12 protein-coding genes are annotated in these 15,516 nt (G+C 62.2%); 5 read left to right on the top strand and 7 right to left on the bottom strand.

What is annotated here, in order from left to right; translation table 11 throughout:
• Nucleotides 1-69: 69 nt before the first annotated feature.
• The 4 genes from PSH78_RS02825 to PSH78_RS02810 form a co-directional block, all read right to left on the bottom strand.
• Nucleotides 70-1,113 carry an ABC transporter substrate-binding protein gene (locus tag PSH78_RS02825; RefSeq protein WP_003206153.1) on the bottom strand — a complete coding sequence of 348 codons (1,044 nt, stop codon included), beginning with the start codon at nt 1,111-1,113 and terminating at the stop codon, nt 70-72.
• A 50-nt stretch (nt 1,114-1,163) separates the two neighbouring features.
• Nucleotides 1,164-2,288 (bottom strand): ABC transporter ATP-binding protein, encoded by a 1,125-nt coding sequence (locus PSH78_RS02820; RefSeq protein WP_305498413.1) that lies wholly within the window; start codon nt 2,286-2,288, stop codon nt 1,164-1,166.
• Nucleotides 2,289-2,632: 344 nt separating this feature from the next.
• Nucleotides 2,633-3,262, bottom strand: coding sequence for a response regulator transcription factor (locus PSH78_RS02815; protein ID WP_003206156.1), 630 nt, complete (start codon nt 3,260-3,262; stop codon nt 2,633-2,635).
• A gap of 62 nt (nt 3,263-3,324) precedes the next feature.
• Nucleotides 3,325-5,727 carry a transporter substrate-binding domain-containing protein gene (locus PSH78_RS02810; RefSeq protein WP_305498412.1) on the bottom strand — a complete coding sequence of 801 codons (2,403 nt, stop codon included), beginning with the start codon at nt 5,725-5,727 and terminating at the stop codon, nt 3,325-3,327.
• A gap of 74 nt (nt 5,728-5,801) precedes the next feature.
• Here PSH78_RS02810 and PSH78_RS02805 point away from each other — a divergent pair, with 74 nt between their 5' ends.
• Nucleotides 5,802-6,791 carry an alpha/beta hydrolase family protein gene (locus PSH78_RS02805; RefSeq protein ID WP_305498411.1) on the top strand — a complete coding sequence of 330 codons (990 nt, stop codon included), beginning with the start codon at nt 5,802-5,804 and terminating at the stop codon, nt 6,789-6,791.
• A 172-nt stretch (nt 6,792-6,963) separates the two neighbouring features.
• Here PSH78_RS02805 and PSH78_RS02800 read toward each other — a convergent pair whose 3' ends face one another.
• The 3 genes from PSH78_RS02800 to PSH78_RS02790 are packed head-to-tail and all read right to left on the bottom strand — an operon-like array spanning nt 6,964 to nt 9,426.
• Nucleotides 6,964-7,731: a DnaJ domain-containing protein gene (locus tag PSH78_RS02800; RefSeq protein WP_305498410.1), complete on the bottom strand. Its 768-nt coding sequence runs from the start codon at nt 7,729-7,731 to the stop codon at nt 6,964-6,966.
• A 1-nt stretch (nt 7,732) separates the two neighbouring features.
• A complete protein-coding gene (murU, locus tag PSH78_RS02795) occupies nt 7,733-8,404 on the bottom strand; it encodes an N-acetylmuramate alpha-1-phosphate uridylyltransferase MurU (protein WP_305498409.1) in 672 nt (223 codons plus the stop codon).
• Complete coding sequence (locus PSH78_RS02790; RefSeq protein ID WP_305498408.1) at nt 8,401-9,426, bottom strand: aminoglycoside phosphotransferase family protein; 1,026 nt, start codon at nt 9,424-9,426, stop codon at nt 8,401-8,403. Before PSH78_RS02790 ends, murU begins: the two co-directional genes overlap by 4 nt.
• A gap of 130 nt (nt 9,427-9,556) precedes the next feature.
• Between PSH78_RS02790 and PSH78_RS02785 the strand changes: the two genes are divergently transcribed.
• Genes PSH78_RS02785 through rsmA form a run of 4 tightly spaced genes read left to right on the top strand, consistent with a single transcriptional unit; the run spans nt 9,557 to nt 15,453 of the window.
• Nucleotides 9,557-12,355, top strand: a complete 2,799-nt coding sequence (locus tag PSH78_RS02785) for an LPS-assembly protein LptD (protein WP_305498406.1) — start codon at nt 9,557-9,559, stop codon at nt 12,353-12,355.
• The gene (gene surA / locus PSH78_RS02780) at nt 12,336-13,652 is read left to right on the top strand and encodes a peptidylprolyl isomerase SurA (protein WP_305498405.1); all 1,317 of its coding nucleotides are present in this window, start codon (nt 12,336-12,338) and stop codon (nt 13,650-13,652) included. Before PSH78_RS02785 ends, surA begins: the two co-directional genes overlap by 20 nt.
• Nucleotides 13,649-14,638 (top strand): 4-hydroxythreonine-4-phosphate dehydrogenase PdxA, encoded by a 990-nt coding sequence (gene pdxA, locus PSH78_RS02775; protein WP_305498404.1) that lies wholly within the window; start codon nt 13,649-13,651, stop codon nt 14,636-14,638. Before surA ends, pdxA begins: the two co-directional genes overlap by 4 nt.
• Nucleotides 14,635-15,453, top strand: coding sequence for a 16S rRNA (adenine(1518)-N(6)/adenine(1519)-N(6))-dimethyltransferase RsmA (gene rsmA / locus PSH78_RS02770; RefSeq protein WP_305498402.1), 819 nt, complete (start codon nt 14,635-14,637; stop codon nt 15,451-15,453). Before pdxA ends, rsmA begins: the two co-directional genes overlap by 4 nt.
• The last annotated feature ends 63 nt before the right edge of the window (nt 15,454-15,516 follow it).

Raw genomic sequence — 15,516 nt, 5'->3', positions numbered from 1 at the left:
TGACTGACAGACCGCTATCGCGAGCAAGCTCGCTCCCACATGGATCTCATCCAGCGTCAGACCGCCGGGTTACTTCGCCGCCCAGGAGTTGAAGCGCTGCTCCAGTTGCTCGCCGTTGTCAGCCCAGAAACTGACGTCGATCTGCACTTGGTTGGCGATGTTTTCCGGGGTGGTCGGCATGTCTTTCAGCACATCCTTGGCCAGCAACGGCACGGCCTGGGTATTCGCCGGGCCGTAGGCGATGTTTTCCGAGTAGGTCTTCTGCTGCTGCGGCGCCACCGAGAAGGCGATGAATTTTTTCGCAGCTTCCGCGCGGGTCTTGTCCAGGCCACGCGGGATGGCCCAGGCGTCGAAGTCGTAGATGCCGCCGTTCCACACCACTTTCAGGTTGCTCTCTTTCTGTACCGCGGCGATCCGGCCGTTGTAGGCCGAGCTCATGACCACGTCACCGGACGCAAGGTACTGCGGAGGCTGGGCACCGGCTTCCCACCACTGGATGTTCGGCTTGAGCTCGTCGAGCTTCTTGAAGGCGCGATCCTGGCCATCCTTGCCGGCCAGCACCTTGTACACGTCTTTCGGCGCCACGCCGTCGGCCATCAGGGCGAATTCGAGGGTGTACTTGGCGCCCTTGCGCAGGCCGCGCTTGCCCGGGAATTGCTTGGTGTCCCAGAAATCCGCCCAACTGGTCGGCGCGGTCTTCAGTTTGTCGGCGTTGTAGGCCAGCACGGTCGACCACACGAAGAAGCCCACGCCGCAAGGCTGGATGGCGCCCTTGACGTAGTCTTCGGCCTTGCCGAACAGGGCCGGATCGAGTTGCTCGAACATGTCTTCGTCGCAGCCACGGGACAATTCCGGCGACTCGACTTCCACCAGGTCCCACGAGACGCTCTTGGTATCGACCATGGCCTTGACCTTGGCCATTTCGCCGTTGTATTCGCCAGCCACGATCTTGCCGTTGCCAGCCGCTTCCCACGGTGCGTAGAAGGCTTTGACCTGAGCCGCCTTGTTCGCCCCGCCGAAAGACACCACGGTCAGGTCCGGGCCCGCCGCCATCGCGCTTGCCGCACCCATCATGCCCAGTGTCAGGGCTGTGAACTTCAGGGATCTCAACATTTATTGTTCTCTCCACGTGCAGGGTTGGTGTTGGTACAGCAGGGGGGCGATCAATTCGCCTCTAGAAGCGGATCGAGCGCGCGTACGTGCTCGACCTGCCAGCCAAGCGGAACCACGTCCCCGACAGCAAGCCCGGGGTCGAGCTCGGCAATCGGTTGTTTCACGAAGAAGTCGTTCTTGCCGCAGACTTCGAGGCGAACCCGGACGTGGTCGCCCAGATAGATGAATTCCGCCACCCTCCCTGAGAAGCGGTTGATACATTGTTCGCTGGCGCCGTTGAGGCTCACCCGCTCCGGGCGGATCGACAAGGTGACGGGTTCGCCGGGTTTGCCGACATTGACCGCCAGGGCCTCGACCTTTTCGCCACGTCCCAGCTCCACCACGCAACGGTCACCGGTGTGACTGTGCAGGCGGCCGTTGAGGCGGTTGTTCTCGCCGATGAAGTTGGCGACAAAGGTGTTCTTCGGCTCCTCATAGAGTGTGCGCGGCGGGGCGATCTGCTGGATCTCGCCCTGGTGGAACACCGCCACGCGGTCGGACATGGTCAGGGCTTCGCCCTGGTCGTGCGTCACGTAGACCACGGTCACGCCCAGGCGCTGGTGCAGGTGTTTGATTTCCATCTGCATGTGTTCGCGCAATTGCTTGTCCAGTGCGCCAAGAGGTTCGTCCATCAGCACCAGTTGCGGCTCGAATACCAGCGCCCGGGCCAGGGCCACGCGCTGTTGCTGGCCGCCGGACAACTGTGCCGGATAACGTTGGGCGAAGGTGTCCAGTTGGACCATGCTCAAGACACGCTTGACCCGATCGCCGACGTCGCTTTTGTTCAGGCCGCGGACGGTCAGCGGGAATGCCAGGTTTTCGGCGACGGTCATGTGCGGGAACAGGGCGTAGTTCTGGAACACCATGCCGATATCGCGCTTGTGCGGCGGCACGTTATTGATGGAGCGCCCGGCGAGCTGGATCTCGCCGGCGGTCGGGGTCTCGAAGCCTGCGAGCATCATCAGGCTGGTGGTCTTGCCGGAGCCGGAAGGCCCGAGCAGGGTCAGGAATTCGCCTTTGCGAATGTCCAGGTTGAGGTCCTTGACGATCAGGTTCTCGCCGTCGTAGCTCTTTTGCACACCACGAAAGCTGACCAGCACATCACTGGCCCCCGCGCTTGAATCCACCTGGCTCATACCCGCACCTTTTGTATTGATGACTGCTTGTGAGTCAAGCCTAGTGGAGCCCGAGACCCACGCAAATCGGGCCGCAGGAGAGAATCGCCTCAGCCGGATGGAAGGGTCGGGGTAGGGATTGCCCTACAAGGATGGCGGGATTGGACAAGTGCGGCGGCGAGTTTCAAGCGGCAAGCTGCAAGCAGGGGCAAAAGCGCTGTCAGGGTGTGTCGCTAATGGATATGCCGACACAAGAACCTGTGGGAGCGAGCTTGCTCGCGATGGCGGTGTATCAACCAACATTAATATTGAATGGTCTGACGCTATCGCGAGCAAGCTCGCTCCCACAGGGGAATTTGTGAAGTTTAGAGCAACTTGTGCTCCATCGCGTATTTCACCAGCTCGGCCAACGAGGTGATGTTGAGCTTCTGCATCAGCCGCGCCTTGTGGGTGCTGATGGTCTTGCTGCTCAGGGCGAGTTGCTGGGCGATGTCGTTGACGTTGGCGCCCTGGGCCAGGCGTTCGAAAACCGAGAACTCACGCTCCGACAGCAGGGAGTGCAGCGGTCGCGTGTCGGTCAGGCCCACTTCGAAAACCATGCGGTCGGCGAGGTCCGGGTCAATGTAGCGTCCGCCCGCCGCGACCTTGCGAATCGCCATGAGCAGCAAGGCGGGGTCGCTGTCCTTGGTGGCGTAGCCAGCGGCGCCGACTTTCAAGGCCCGGGCGGCCATCTGCGCCTCGTCATGCATCGACAACACCAGGATGGCCGGCGGATTGTTTAGCGCACGGATCCGTGGGATTGCCTCAAGGCCATTGACGCCCGGCATGGAAATATCCAGCAGCACCACTTCGCAAGGCACGTGGCGCAGGGTCTCGAGCAACTGTTCGCCATTGCTCGCCTCGCCTACCACCACCAGATCCTTGGCCAGGCCGATCAATTGCTTGATGCCTTCCCGGACGATGGTGTGGTCTTCGGCTACCAGTACACGGATCACGGCGCTTCTCCAGATTCAGAATCTCATCGCGAGCAAGCTCGCGCCCACAGGTTTCGTGCATGTCAATCCAGGTGCGGCTTGTCCAACGGCACCCGTACCGCCAGGGTCGTGCCCTCGCCCGGCTCACTCTCCAGGGTCAGTTGCCCACCCATGATCAATACGCGCTCACGCATGCCGACCAGGCCGAAGGAGGTTGGCCGCCCCGTATCGGCAACAAATCCTACACCGTCGTCACTGATCGTCAGGCACAACTGGTCGCCCTCGCACACCAGCGTCAGTTCCACAGTATGCGCCTGGGCATGGCGCATCACATTGGTCAGCGCTTCCTGGAGAATCCGGAACAGGCCGATGGCCTTGGCGTCGCTCAACGCCGGCAGGTTGTCCGGCACCTGCACCAGGCACGGAATCTGGGTGCGCGCCTCGAAACGGCGGGCCTGCCATTCGATGGCCGAGGCAATACCGGCATCGAGAATCGGCGGGCGCAACGCCGTCGCCACGTCCCGCACCAACTGGAACAACTGGGCAATCAGGCGCTTCATGCTGTTGAGCCGTTCTTGCAGGCCCGGGTCAAGTTGCGCGTAGGCCAGTTCGCACATGGACGTCTCCAGCTTCAACACCGTGAGCATTTGCCCCAGCTCGTCGTGGACTTCCCGGGCAATGCGCGCTTTCTCTTCTTCCCGGACGCTTTCCAGGTGCGCCGACAGTTCACGCAACTGTTCCCGGGAACTGGCCAGTTCCAGCTCGACGCGTTTGCTTTCGGTGATGTCCCAGACAATGCCGTCCCAGACATAGGCGCCATCTTCGAGCCGGCGCGTGATCGCCTTGATCTCGGCCCAGCGCTCCTGGCCTTCGCGAGTCAGGATGCGGCCTTGCCAGGACCAATCGCTGTCACTGTCCAGCGCCTGGTCCTGGGTGCGGTGGTAATCGGCCTTGTCCTGCGGGTGCACCAGGCTGCGCAGCCCGGTATCACTGCGGGCCAGTACCGCCGGGGCGTAGCCCACCAGGCTTTCGCTGCCTTCGCTGATATAGGCGAAGTCGATCTGGCCGGTCACCGGTGCCCGCTCCAGGCGAAAGACCAGGCCCGGCACATTGGCGGCGATGCCCTGCAGCCGCGCTTCGCTTTCACGCAGCGCCGCGAGCGCGCGGCGACGCTCGGTCACGTCATTGAGGTAGACCACCAGGTATTCCGCGTCACGAAAACGCAGGAAACTCAGGGAAACGTCCGCCGGCAGGATACTGCCATCGGCCCGCACGCATTCGGTTTCGAAACTCTGCGGCCCATCTTCGCTGGCACGGGCGCGCTTCCACAGGTTGAGCCAGCGATCCATGTGCAGGCCCGGTTCGAAGTCGATCAGCGGCCGATCGATGATCGCGCCTGGCGCATAACCGAGCATGGTTTCGGCGGCGCGATTGGCGTAGCGCACATGGCTGTCCCAATTCACCCAGAGGATCCCGACCGTGCTTTGATCGATGGAAAATTGCGTCAGGCGCAAGGCTTCTTCACTGGCGGCGCGCTGGGCGATGTCCTCGCGCGCCGAGCGCAGGCGACGTTCCAGCCCGCGTTGCTGACGGCGTTGCCAGAACACGATGGAGACACTGCACAGCAACAAGGCGAGCATCAGCAGGGTCAGGTTCTGCCAGAAGCCAGGCGTCTCGGTCAGGCGTGGGTATTTGGGCTTGATCCAGCGGTTGTGCAGTTGCTCCAGCTCCTTGGCGGGAATCGCCTGCAAGCCCTTGTCGACGATTTCGGCCAACTGCGGCCAGTCCCGGCGCGTGGCGACCCTGAGCAATTGCGGCAGGCCGATATCACCCACCACCACCAACCCGGAAAACTCCGGCTCGACCATCAGGCGACCCAGCTGTGCCTCGTCGATCACCGCGTACCGTGCCTGCTGGCTCAAGAGCAGCTGCAGGGCCTGGCGTTCCATCGGCACGCCTTGCAGGTTCAGCATCGGGTAGTTGCTGCGCAGGTAATCGGCCGTGGCGCTTGGCATGCGCACTACAACGCGGGCCTGGGGGTCGAGCTTCTCCAACTCCACGCCTTCGGCGCCTTTCTGCTCGCCCACGATCAACTGCGGCACACGCATGTAAGGGTCGGAAAACTGCCAGAGCCGCAGGCCGGCCGGGGTCTGGGTCAAGCCCGGCGCGACATCCACTTCGCCGTTGCGCACCGCGGCTTCCAGTTGCGCGACATCCTGGAAGTTGCGCCAGGTCAGCTCGACGTTCAGCGCCTTGCCCAGCCATTGCATCAATTCGACGTGGGTGCCGGACAGACGCTGCAAGCGCCGGTCGTATTGTGCGTAGGGCGCCTGCAGCACCAGGCCGACGCGCAACTGCGGATGCTCCGCCAACCATTGGCGCTGGCCCGCGCTCAACTGCACCGCCTGCGCCTGTGGCGCGGGTGCAGCCCACGCCATCAAGGGAAGCCATAGACAGCCGATAACCCACAGGCAAACACGCATCATCGAAATCTCACGCACTGACAAATACTGACCAACCCATTAGGCTGCCGGAAATACTTCTGGTCATGGAATATCCGATGTCCTTTGTTAACCGCCTGACACTGCCTGCATTGTGCCTGTCGCTGATCCTGCCGAGTGCATTTTCTGTACAGGCCGGTGAAACGACGCCCGCCGCGGCAGATCAACCCGCCGAGGCGAAACCGGCCGAGCGCCAGCCTTTGCTCGAGCGTAGCCAGGAAGAAGCGGCGGCGCTCGCACGAAAAGTCCCAGCCCAGGAACAGCAACAGCTGCAAACCGGCAGCGATGCTTTCCTTGCCCTCTGGAAGCCGGCCAACACCAGCGAGCCCAAGGGTGTGGTCATCATCGTCCCCGGCGCCGGCGAAACGGCCGACTGGCCGCAGGTCATCAGCCCACTGCGCAAAAAACTGCCGGATGCCGAATGGAGCAGCCTGAGTATTACGCTGCCGGACATGCAGAGCGACGTTATCGCACCCCGCGCGGCGGAAACACCGCCGGAGACCAAGCCGGCCGACATCGCTGCTGCAGCCCCCGACGCAACCACTGCGGCCCCGATCGAGCAGGTCGCCGGCGGCGAGGCCGACGCGGCTGAGCCGGCCTCCGCCGAAACCGGCGAAGAATCCGACAAGGCCGACGCCGAACGGATTTTCGCCCGTATCGACGCGGCATTGGCCTACGCCGAGCAACAGAGCGCCCGCAGTATCGTCCTGCTGGGCCACGGCACCGGCGCCTATTGGGCGGCGCGCTATCTTGGCGAAAGACAACCCACGCAAATCCAGCGCTTCGTGATGGTCGCGGCCCAGACACCCGTCACCGCCAAGCCCGGCCTCGCCGAGCTGACACCGAACCTGAAGCTGGCAACGGCAGACATCTTCTATATGGACAAACCGACGGACCGCAACGCGGCCCTGGAGCGCCTGCAAGCCAGCAAACGACTGAAAGGGTCGAGCTTCAGCCAGGTTTCCCTCAAGGCACTGCCCAACGCAACGGCGCAGCAGGAACAGCTGTTTCGACGGGTTCGGGGGTGGTTGAGTCCACAGACAGACTGATACCTCAAGTGAACCAGTACTGGGGCGAGGGGATTTATCCCCGCTGGGCTGCGCAGCGGCCCCACAACTTGTCGACGCTAGGGCTAGCCATGCCCCCCGAGATTGTTTTTGGGAGCGCTTCGCACTCCAGCGGGGATAAATCCCCTCGCCACGACAGCTGCCATCAAGTGAGCTAGCGAAAATCCCTGCGCTCGCGAATCACTCGATAGGCGTTGTGCAGCTCGCGGGTCTTGTCGGTCGCTTCGCGTACCTGCAAGGCTGTCGCTCCGCTACCGGCGATCTTGTCCGGGTGATGACGGCTGATCAGGCGGCGATAAGCCCGCTTGATTTGCGACGGTTCGCTGTTGGCCGAAACCCCCAAGAGCCGCAACGCCTCCTGATACGTCAAGCCACTGCTGGGCAGCCCCGGTTTCTGCGGCTCGTAGTCCATCGCCAAGGCCTGGACCTGTTGCGGCGTCCACCCCAGCCACTTGCCCCACTGGGCGAGCAACTCACGTTCGGCTACACCGGCACGGCCGTCGGCCCAGACCATCCGCCAGCAGGCCCGAAGCACGCCTTCAGCCGCATGCGGCTGGGCGCTCAGGCGACGCAGATAACCACGCAGCCGGTCGTTTCCCGATTTGCCCCGATTGAAGGCCGCGATAGCCCGACGTTGCGCCGGTTCGCTCAGGTCCAGCGCGCGCATCTCCAGACGCGCCTGCTGGATGTGACCATCAACCACGCGCCCGTCGATCTTCGCCAGGCGTCCGAGCAATACGAACAACAGTTCATCGTTGCGCAACGCCGGACGCCCACCCAGGCGCTCACGCACCTGGGCCCAGTCGTGCAGGTTCAGGCGCCGATCCAGCGCCTGCCCCAACAATGCACCAAGCATGGCCCCCGGGATGCTGGCAATGGCAAAGCCCGCCCCCGCTCCAATAAGAGTCCCTGGCCACCACATATCAACAGCTCGCTTCTATCAGTTTTTCGACTTGCGACAAACGTTCGTGAGTACCCACATCGACCCAGTGTCCTTCCAGGCGTACACCGCTGACCCGCCCTGCCGCCATGGCGCGGCGAAACAGCGGGGCCAGCTTGAACGCGCCATCGGCGCAGCCGGCAAACAGCTGTGGATCCAGCACGGCGATGCCGCTGTATGTCAGCTTATCGGCACCAGGTTCGCCGTCATTAACCTGGCCGCCAGCCAGAATGAAATCGCCCTTGGGGTGATGCTCCGGATTGTCCACCAGCACCAGGTGCGCCAACCCCGAAATCGGCCGGCGCAGGGCGCTGAAATCGTAATCGGTCCAGATATCGCCGTTGACCACCAGGAACGCATCGTTACCCAGCAGCGGCAGCGCGCGGAAAATTCCACCACCGGTTTCCAGCGGCTCACCCTCCGGCGAATAGCGGATCTGCACGCCAAACCGCGAACCGTCGCCGAGGTGATCCTCGATCTGCTGGCCGAGCCAGGCATGGTTGATCACAATTTCGGTGAACCCGGCCGTGGCCAGTGCCCGCAGGTGGTACTCGATCAACGGAATGCCGCCGACGCGAATCAACGGCTTGGGGGTGGTGAGGGTCAGCGGGCGCATGCGCTCGCCTTTGCCCGCCGCCAGGATCATCGCCTTCATGCGCTCGCTCCATCCGCTTGGCGCAGGCTGCGGAGCAACTCGTCCAACGGTGCCAGTTCCGGGCGACGGGCAATGACTGCTTCTATATAGGCAAAGAAACGCGGCACATCAGCCAGGTAACGTGGCTTGCCATCGCGATGGCAAATGCGCGCGAAGATACCGATCACCTTGAGGTGGCGTTGCACGCCCATCAGGTCGCTGGCACGCAGGAAATCCTCGAAATCCGGCTGGACCGGGATGCCGAGCGTGCCGGCCTGCCGCCAATAATCTTCCAGCCAGCCGCGCACCCGCTCTTGCGGCCAGCTGAGGAAGGCGTCCTTGAACAGGCACGTCACGTCGTAGGTCACCGGGCCATAGACCGCGTCCTGGAAATCCAGCACGCCTGGGTTGGGTTCGCTGAGCATCAGGTTGCGCGGCATGTAGTCGCGGTGCACCAAGACTTTCGGCTGGGCCAGGGCACTGTTGATCAGCAGGTCGGACGCCTGCTGCCAAAGCTGCTGTTGGGCCGTATCGAACTCGATTCCCAGCTCACGCTTGACGTACCACTCGGGAAACAACTCCAACTCGCGACGCAATAACGCGACGTCGTAGCTGGGCAGCGGCGCGACCATCGGCAGTTGCTGAAAAGCCAACAAGGCTTGCAGGGCATCGCCGAACAGATCGTCGGCATTTTCGCCGTTGATCACGTCCAGAAAAGTCTGGTTGCCCAGGTCGTTGAGCAAAAGAAAGCCGCGTTCGAGGTCTTCGGCATAAATTTTCGGCACGTTGATCCCGGATTTCGCCAGCAAAAAAGCAATATCCACGAATGGTTTGCAGTTTTCCTGGGGCGGTGGCGCGTCCATCACGATCAGGCTGTGGCCCTCGCCCTGCCAGCGGAAGTACCGCCGGAAACTCGCGTCACTGCTGGCCGCGGTCAATGTGGCCGGGGGTACGGCGCCCCAGCCTTGCTGGGTGAAGAGGATTGGTAGCTGCTCATCGAGCCAAACTTTCAGGTGTTGCAAGCGTACATCTTGGTCAGGCATTGCAAGGGTCTCCGACGGCGCTAGCCGTCAAGCGGGTCATGCTTTATTATCCAGCATCTTTTTCAGACCATCGAGAGGCGTGCGGCCCACACCGCGGGCAGATGGCACGCAGGAAGCCCGGACTAATAAGATGGCATTGAAATCCCCCGCGTTTCGTAAAAAATTTCCGTTGCTGGTCACCGGCAGTCTGCTGGCTCTGCAACCCCTGGCCTCTTCATTCGTCGTCGCGGCGCAGCAGTATGACTGTTCCGTCTCCGCTTCGGGTGCCTGGGACTGTTCACCCAAATCGCCGGCCGCTGCATTGCCGCCGCGCCCGGTGCATGAAGGCAGTGCGGTTGCCGACAGCGGCAGCGCCCCGGCCGACAGCGATTCGGGCGAGGTAGCCGGCGACAAGCCGATGCTCGTTACCGAATCCAAGGGCCGCGGCCTGAAGTCGCGCAGTGCAGACTACAGTCACCTGGACTGGGTTCCGCGCGAGAACCTCACGCCTGCGCAACTGGCTGAAACCGGCCCGTACTGCGCGGGCGCGTACATCGAGCCGTCTCGCCCAGGCATGAACGACAAGACCGCCAAGAGTGACGCTCCGACGTTCCTCGGCGCCAAGGCTTCACGCTACGAGCAGGAACAGCAAGTGGCGACCCTGGCCGGTGACGTGGTCATGCGCCAGGGCAGCATGCAGGTCGAGGCCGACGAGGCCAGCCTGTACCAGGCCGAGAACCGCGGCGAGCTGAGCGGCAACGTGCGAGTCCGCGACAACGGTGCGCTGATTGTCGGTGACCACGCCGATGTGCAGCTGGACACCGGTGAAGCCAAGGTCGACAACGCCGAATATGTGATGCACAAATCGCGCATCCGCGGTAACGCGCTGTACGCCAAGCGCGCAGAGAACGCGATCATCCGCCTCAAGGACGGTACGTACACCACGTGCGAGCCGGGCAGCAACGCCTGGACGCTCAAGGGCAACAACATCACCCTGAACCCGGCCACCGGCTTCGGCACCGCTACCAACGTGACGCTGCGGGTCAAGGACTTCCCGGTCCTGTATACGCCGTACATCTACTTCCCGATCGACGACCGTCGCCAGTCCGGCTTCCTGCCGCCGACCATCGGCAGCGGCAGCGACACCGGCTTTCTGCTGGTCACTCCGTACTACTTCAACCTGGCGCCGAACTACGACGCCACGTTGTACCCACGCTACATGAGCAAGCGCGGCCTGTTGATGGAAGGCGAATTCCGCTACCTGACCAAGTCCAGCGAAGGCCAGTTCGGCGCGGCGTACCTCAACGACGAAGAAGACGAGCGCGCCAGGCAGACCGACTACAGCAAGACCCGCTACATGTACAACTGGCAGCACAAGGGTGGGCTGGACTCACGTGTACTGACGGAAGTCGACTACACCAAGATCAGCGATCCGTATTACTTCCAGGACCTGCAGACCGATCAGATTGGCGTGGAATCCAGGAACTTCGTGAACCAGCAGGGTGCGGTCAGCTACCGGGGCAATACCTACACCGCTCGGCTGAACGTCCAGGCGTTCCAGATGGCCACGATTTCCAACATCACGCCTTATGACCGCTTGCCGCAAATCACCTTCAACGGTTTTCTGCCACAGCATCCGTATGGTCTGGATTTCGCCTATAACACTGAGTTCGTGCGGTTTGACCGGGACCTGAGGAACGGCAACTACACGGATGAAAACGGTAATACCGAGCTGTTTCTGGATGAGAACGTCCGAGGCCTGGCCCGCGCGACCGGCGACCGGATAAATCTGGCCCCCGTTGTCAGCCTGCCGATGAATGCAAGCTATGGCTTCATCAAGCCCTCGCTCAAGTACCAGTACACCCAATATGATCTTGACCTGGATAGCCAGGGCAAACAGGACATCGCCAACCAGGGTGCTGAAGGTGATCGCCTGAACGGTACCTACAGTGGCAGCCAGAACCGTGGCGTCCCTATCGCAAGCATTGACAGCGGCCTGTACTTCGATCGCGACACCCAATGGTTCGGCAAGAATTATCGCCAGACCCTGGAGCCGCGCCTGTTCTATCTCTACGTGCCAGAGAAAGATCAGAGTGACATTCCAGTCTTCGACACCAGCGAAAGCACCTTCAACTACGCCTCGCTGTTCCGGGACAACCGCTTCTCCGGTTCCGACCGTGTCGGCGACGAGAACAAGCTGTCGCTGGGCGTGACCAATCGCTGGATCCAGGAAGACGGCTTCGAGCGCCAACGCATCAGCGTCGGCCAGGCCTTCTATTTCAAGGACCGCGAAGTTCAACTGCCAGGTATCGACGCCAGGACTCGTGAAGACGCGCACTCAAGCGTTTCGCCTTACGCCCTGGAATACGAATACCGCTGGAACCGTGACTGGCGCACAACGGCTGACTACAACTGGGACCCGGACACTCACAGCCCGCGTTCGGGCAGTGCGATGTTCCACTACCAGCCGGAAGACAACCCGAACAAGGTCATCAACGCCGGTTATCGCTATCGCAACGACCTGGTCCGTTACGACGAAACCACCGGTCGCTGGCAAGTGGGCGGCGGCGACTACGGTACGCCGGGCACTCCTGGCTACGTGAAGGACTATTACAAGATCAAACAGCACGACTTCTCGGTCATCTGGCCGATCGTGCCGCAGTGGAACGTGATCAGCCGCTGGCAGTATGACTACAACCGCAACCGTACCCTGGAAGCCTTCGGTGGTTTCGAATACGACAACTGCTGCTGGAAACTGCGCCTGATCAACCGTTACTGGGTCGACTATGAAGAATTCAGTCAAGCCGCCCCGGAAAACGAAAAAGGCGACCACGGCGTCTTCCTCCAAATTGTTCTGAAGGGACTCGGCGGCCTCACCGGCGCCAAGGTAGAGAGCTTCCTCGACAAAGGCATTCAAGGTTATCGTGAACGTGAAGACCAAGCTTTCTGATTGTCTGCGCCCGCTGATGCTGGGCGCGCTGTTCCTGGGTACCGCGGCGAACGCCGCGGTACAGTCCATCGACAAGGTCGTGGCCATCGTCGACAACGACGTAGTCATGCAGAGCCAGCTGGACCAGCGGGTCCATGAAGTTCAGCAAACCATCGCCAAGCGTGGCGGTGGCTTGCCGCCACCGGGTGTGCTGGACCAACAGGTGCTCGAGCGCCTGATCGTCGAAAACCTGCAGTTGCAGATTGGCGAGCGTTCCGGCATCCGCATCACCGATGAAGAACTGAACCAGGCCGTCGGCACCATTGCCCAGCGCAATAACATGACCGTCGACCAGTTCCGCGCTGCCCTGGCGCGCGATGGCCTGTCGTTTGACGACGCCCGCGACCAGATCCGTCGCGAGATGGTCATCAGCCGTGTGCGTCAGCGCCGCGTCGCCGAACGCATCCAGGTTTCCGAGCAGGAAGTGAAGAACTTCCTCGCCTCCGACTTGGGCAAGATGCAGCTTTCGGAAGAACTGCACCTGGCAAACATCCTGATTCCTACGCCGGAAAGCGCCAATTCGGAAGCGATCCAGAGCGCTTATCGCCAGGCAATGGACATTTACCAGCAGCTCAAGCAAGGCGCTGACTTCAGCCAGATGGCGGTAGCCCGTTCGGCCAGTGAAAACGCTCTGGAAGGCGGCGACATGGGCTGGCGCAAGGCCGCCCAACTGCCGCCTCCGTTCGATCGCGAGCTGAGCACCATGGCCGTCGGCGACATCACCCAGCCAGCCCGCACGCCGGGCGGCTTCATTATCCTGAAGCTGCTGGAAAAACGCGGTGGCGGTACCCAGGTGCGTGACGAAGTACATGTTCGTCATATCCTGATCAAGCCAAGCGAGATCCGCAGCGAAGCCGAGACCAAGCGTCTGGCCGAGAAACTGTACGAACGCATCACCTCCGGCGAAGACTTCGCCGAGCTGGCGAAGAGCTTCTCGGAAGACCCGGGTTCGGCCCTGAACGGCGGCGACCTGAACTGGGTCGACCCGAACGCGCTGGTTCCCGAGTTTCGCCAGGTCATGGCCGAAACACCACAAGGCCAGCTGTCGAAGCCGTTCAAGAGCCCTTATGGCTGGCATGTCCTGGAAGTCCTTGGCCGTCGCGCCACCGACAGCACCACCCAGGCGCGCGAACAACAGGCGCTGACGGTATTGCGTAACCGCAAGTACGACGAAGAGTTGCAAACCTGGCTGCGCCAGATTCGCGACGAAGCCTACGTCGAGATCAAACTCCCTGGTGCAGACCAGGCAGCGCAGTGAAACCCAAGCGTTTCGCGCTGACTCCCGGCGAGCCTGCCGGCATCGGTCCCGACCTGTGCCTGCTGCTCGCCTCGCAAGTCCAACCACACCCTCTGATCGCCATCACCAGCCGCGACCTGCTCCTTGAGCGGGCCGCGCAGTTGGGGGTGGCCGTCGACCTGTTGCCGGTGACGCCGGACGCCTGGCCGGATGCCCCCGCTCCCGCCGGTAGCCTGTACGTATGGGATACACCGCTGGGCGCACCTGTCACCGCAGGCCAACTGGACAAGGCCAACGCAGCATTCGTGCTGCAGACCCTGACCCGCGCCGGCCAAGGCTGCCTGGACGGAGCTTTCGCCGGCATGATCACGGCGCCAGTACACAAGGGCGTGATCAATGAATCCGGCATCCATTTTTCCGGACACACCGAATTCCTGGCCGACCTGACCCATACCCAGCAAGTGGTGATGATGCTCGCCACCCGAGGCCTGCGCGTGGCACTAGTCACCACTCACCTGCCCCTGCGAGACATTGCCGACGCCATTACCCCGGAACGCCTCGAACGCGTTACGCGGATATTGCACGCCGACCTCCAGGAAAAATTCGGCATCGCCCGGCCCCGCATCCTGGTGTGCGGGCTGAATCCGCATGCCGGCGAAGGCGGGCATCTGGGCCATGAAGAAATCGACATCATCGAACCCACACTGGAGCGCTTGCGCAGCGAGGGCATGGACCTGCGTGGCCCGCTGCCTGCCGACACTCTGTTTACCCCCAAATATCTGGAGCACTGCGACGCGGTGCTGGCGATGTACCACGACCAGGGCCTGCCCGTGCTGAAATACAAAGGTTTCGGTGCGGCGGTCAACGTGACCCTGGGCCTGCCGATCATCCGCACATCCGTGGATCACGGCACCGCCCTGGATTTGGCCGGCAGCGGCAGGATCGACACCGGGAGCCTGCAAGTCGCGCTGGAAACCGCCTACCAGATGGCCGAGACCCATTTATGACCGAGCAATACCAACACCGCGCGCGCAAGCGCTTCGGCCAGAACTTCCTGCATGACGCTGGCGTTATCGACCGCATCCTGCGCTCCATCAATGCCAAGCCTGATGACCGTGTGCTCGAGATCGGGCCGGGCCAGGGCGCACTCACCGAAGGGTTGCTTGGCAGCGGCGCGCAACTGGACGTGGTGGAGCTGGACAAAGACCTGGTACCGATTCTCAACCAGCAGTTCGCCGGCAAGAGCAATTTCAACCTGCATCAGGGCGATGCGCTGAAATTCGACTTCAACAGCCTGAATGCCGCGCCGGGCAGCCTTCGAGTCGTGGGCAACCTGCCGTACAACATCTCGACGCCGCTGATTTTCCACCTGCTGAACAATGCCAGCCTGATCCGCGACATGCACTTCATGCTGCAAAAAGAAGTGGTCGAGCGTCTCGCCGCCGGGCCTGGCGGGGGTGACTGGGGTCGTTTGTCGATCATGGTCCAGTATCATTGCCGGGTTGATCACCTGTTCAACGTAGGCCCCGGTGCGTTCAACCCGCCGCCGAAAGTCGACTCCGCCATCGTCCGGCTTGTGCCCCATGCGGTCCTGCCGCATCCCGCCAAGGACCATCGCCTGCTGGAGCGTCTGGTACGCGAAGCGTTCAACCAGCGCCGTAAAACCCTGCGCAACACCCTGAAACTATTGCTCAGCAGCGCCGAAATCGAAGCCGCCGGCGTCGATGGCAGCCTGCGTCCGGAGCAATTGGACCTCGCAGCCTTCGTCCGCCTGGCCGACAAGCTCAGCGAACAGGTCGCGCCAAATACCGACGCCATCTGACGTTCAATGGTCGCTATCGGGCAGTACGCCAGTCTGGTCTACTACCCGATACTTGGCCTAGAC

Origin of the sequence: Pseudomonas sp. FP198, assembly GCF_030687895.1 — a bacterium.
Taxonomy (GTDB): Bacteria; Pseudomonadota; Gammaproteobacteria; order Pseudomonadales; family Pseudomonadaceae; genus Aquipseudomonas.
The sequence above is the reverse complement of the archived record's forward strand: the minus strand, read 5'-3'. Positions and strand labels throughout refer to the sequence as shown.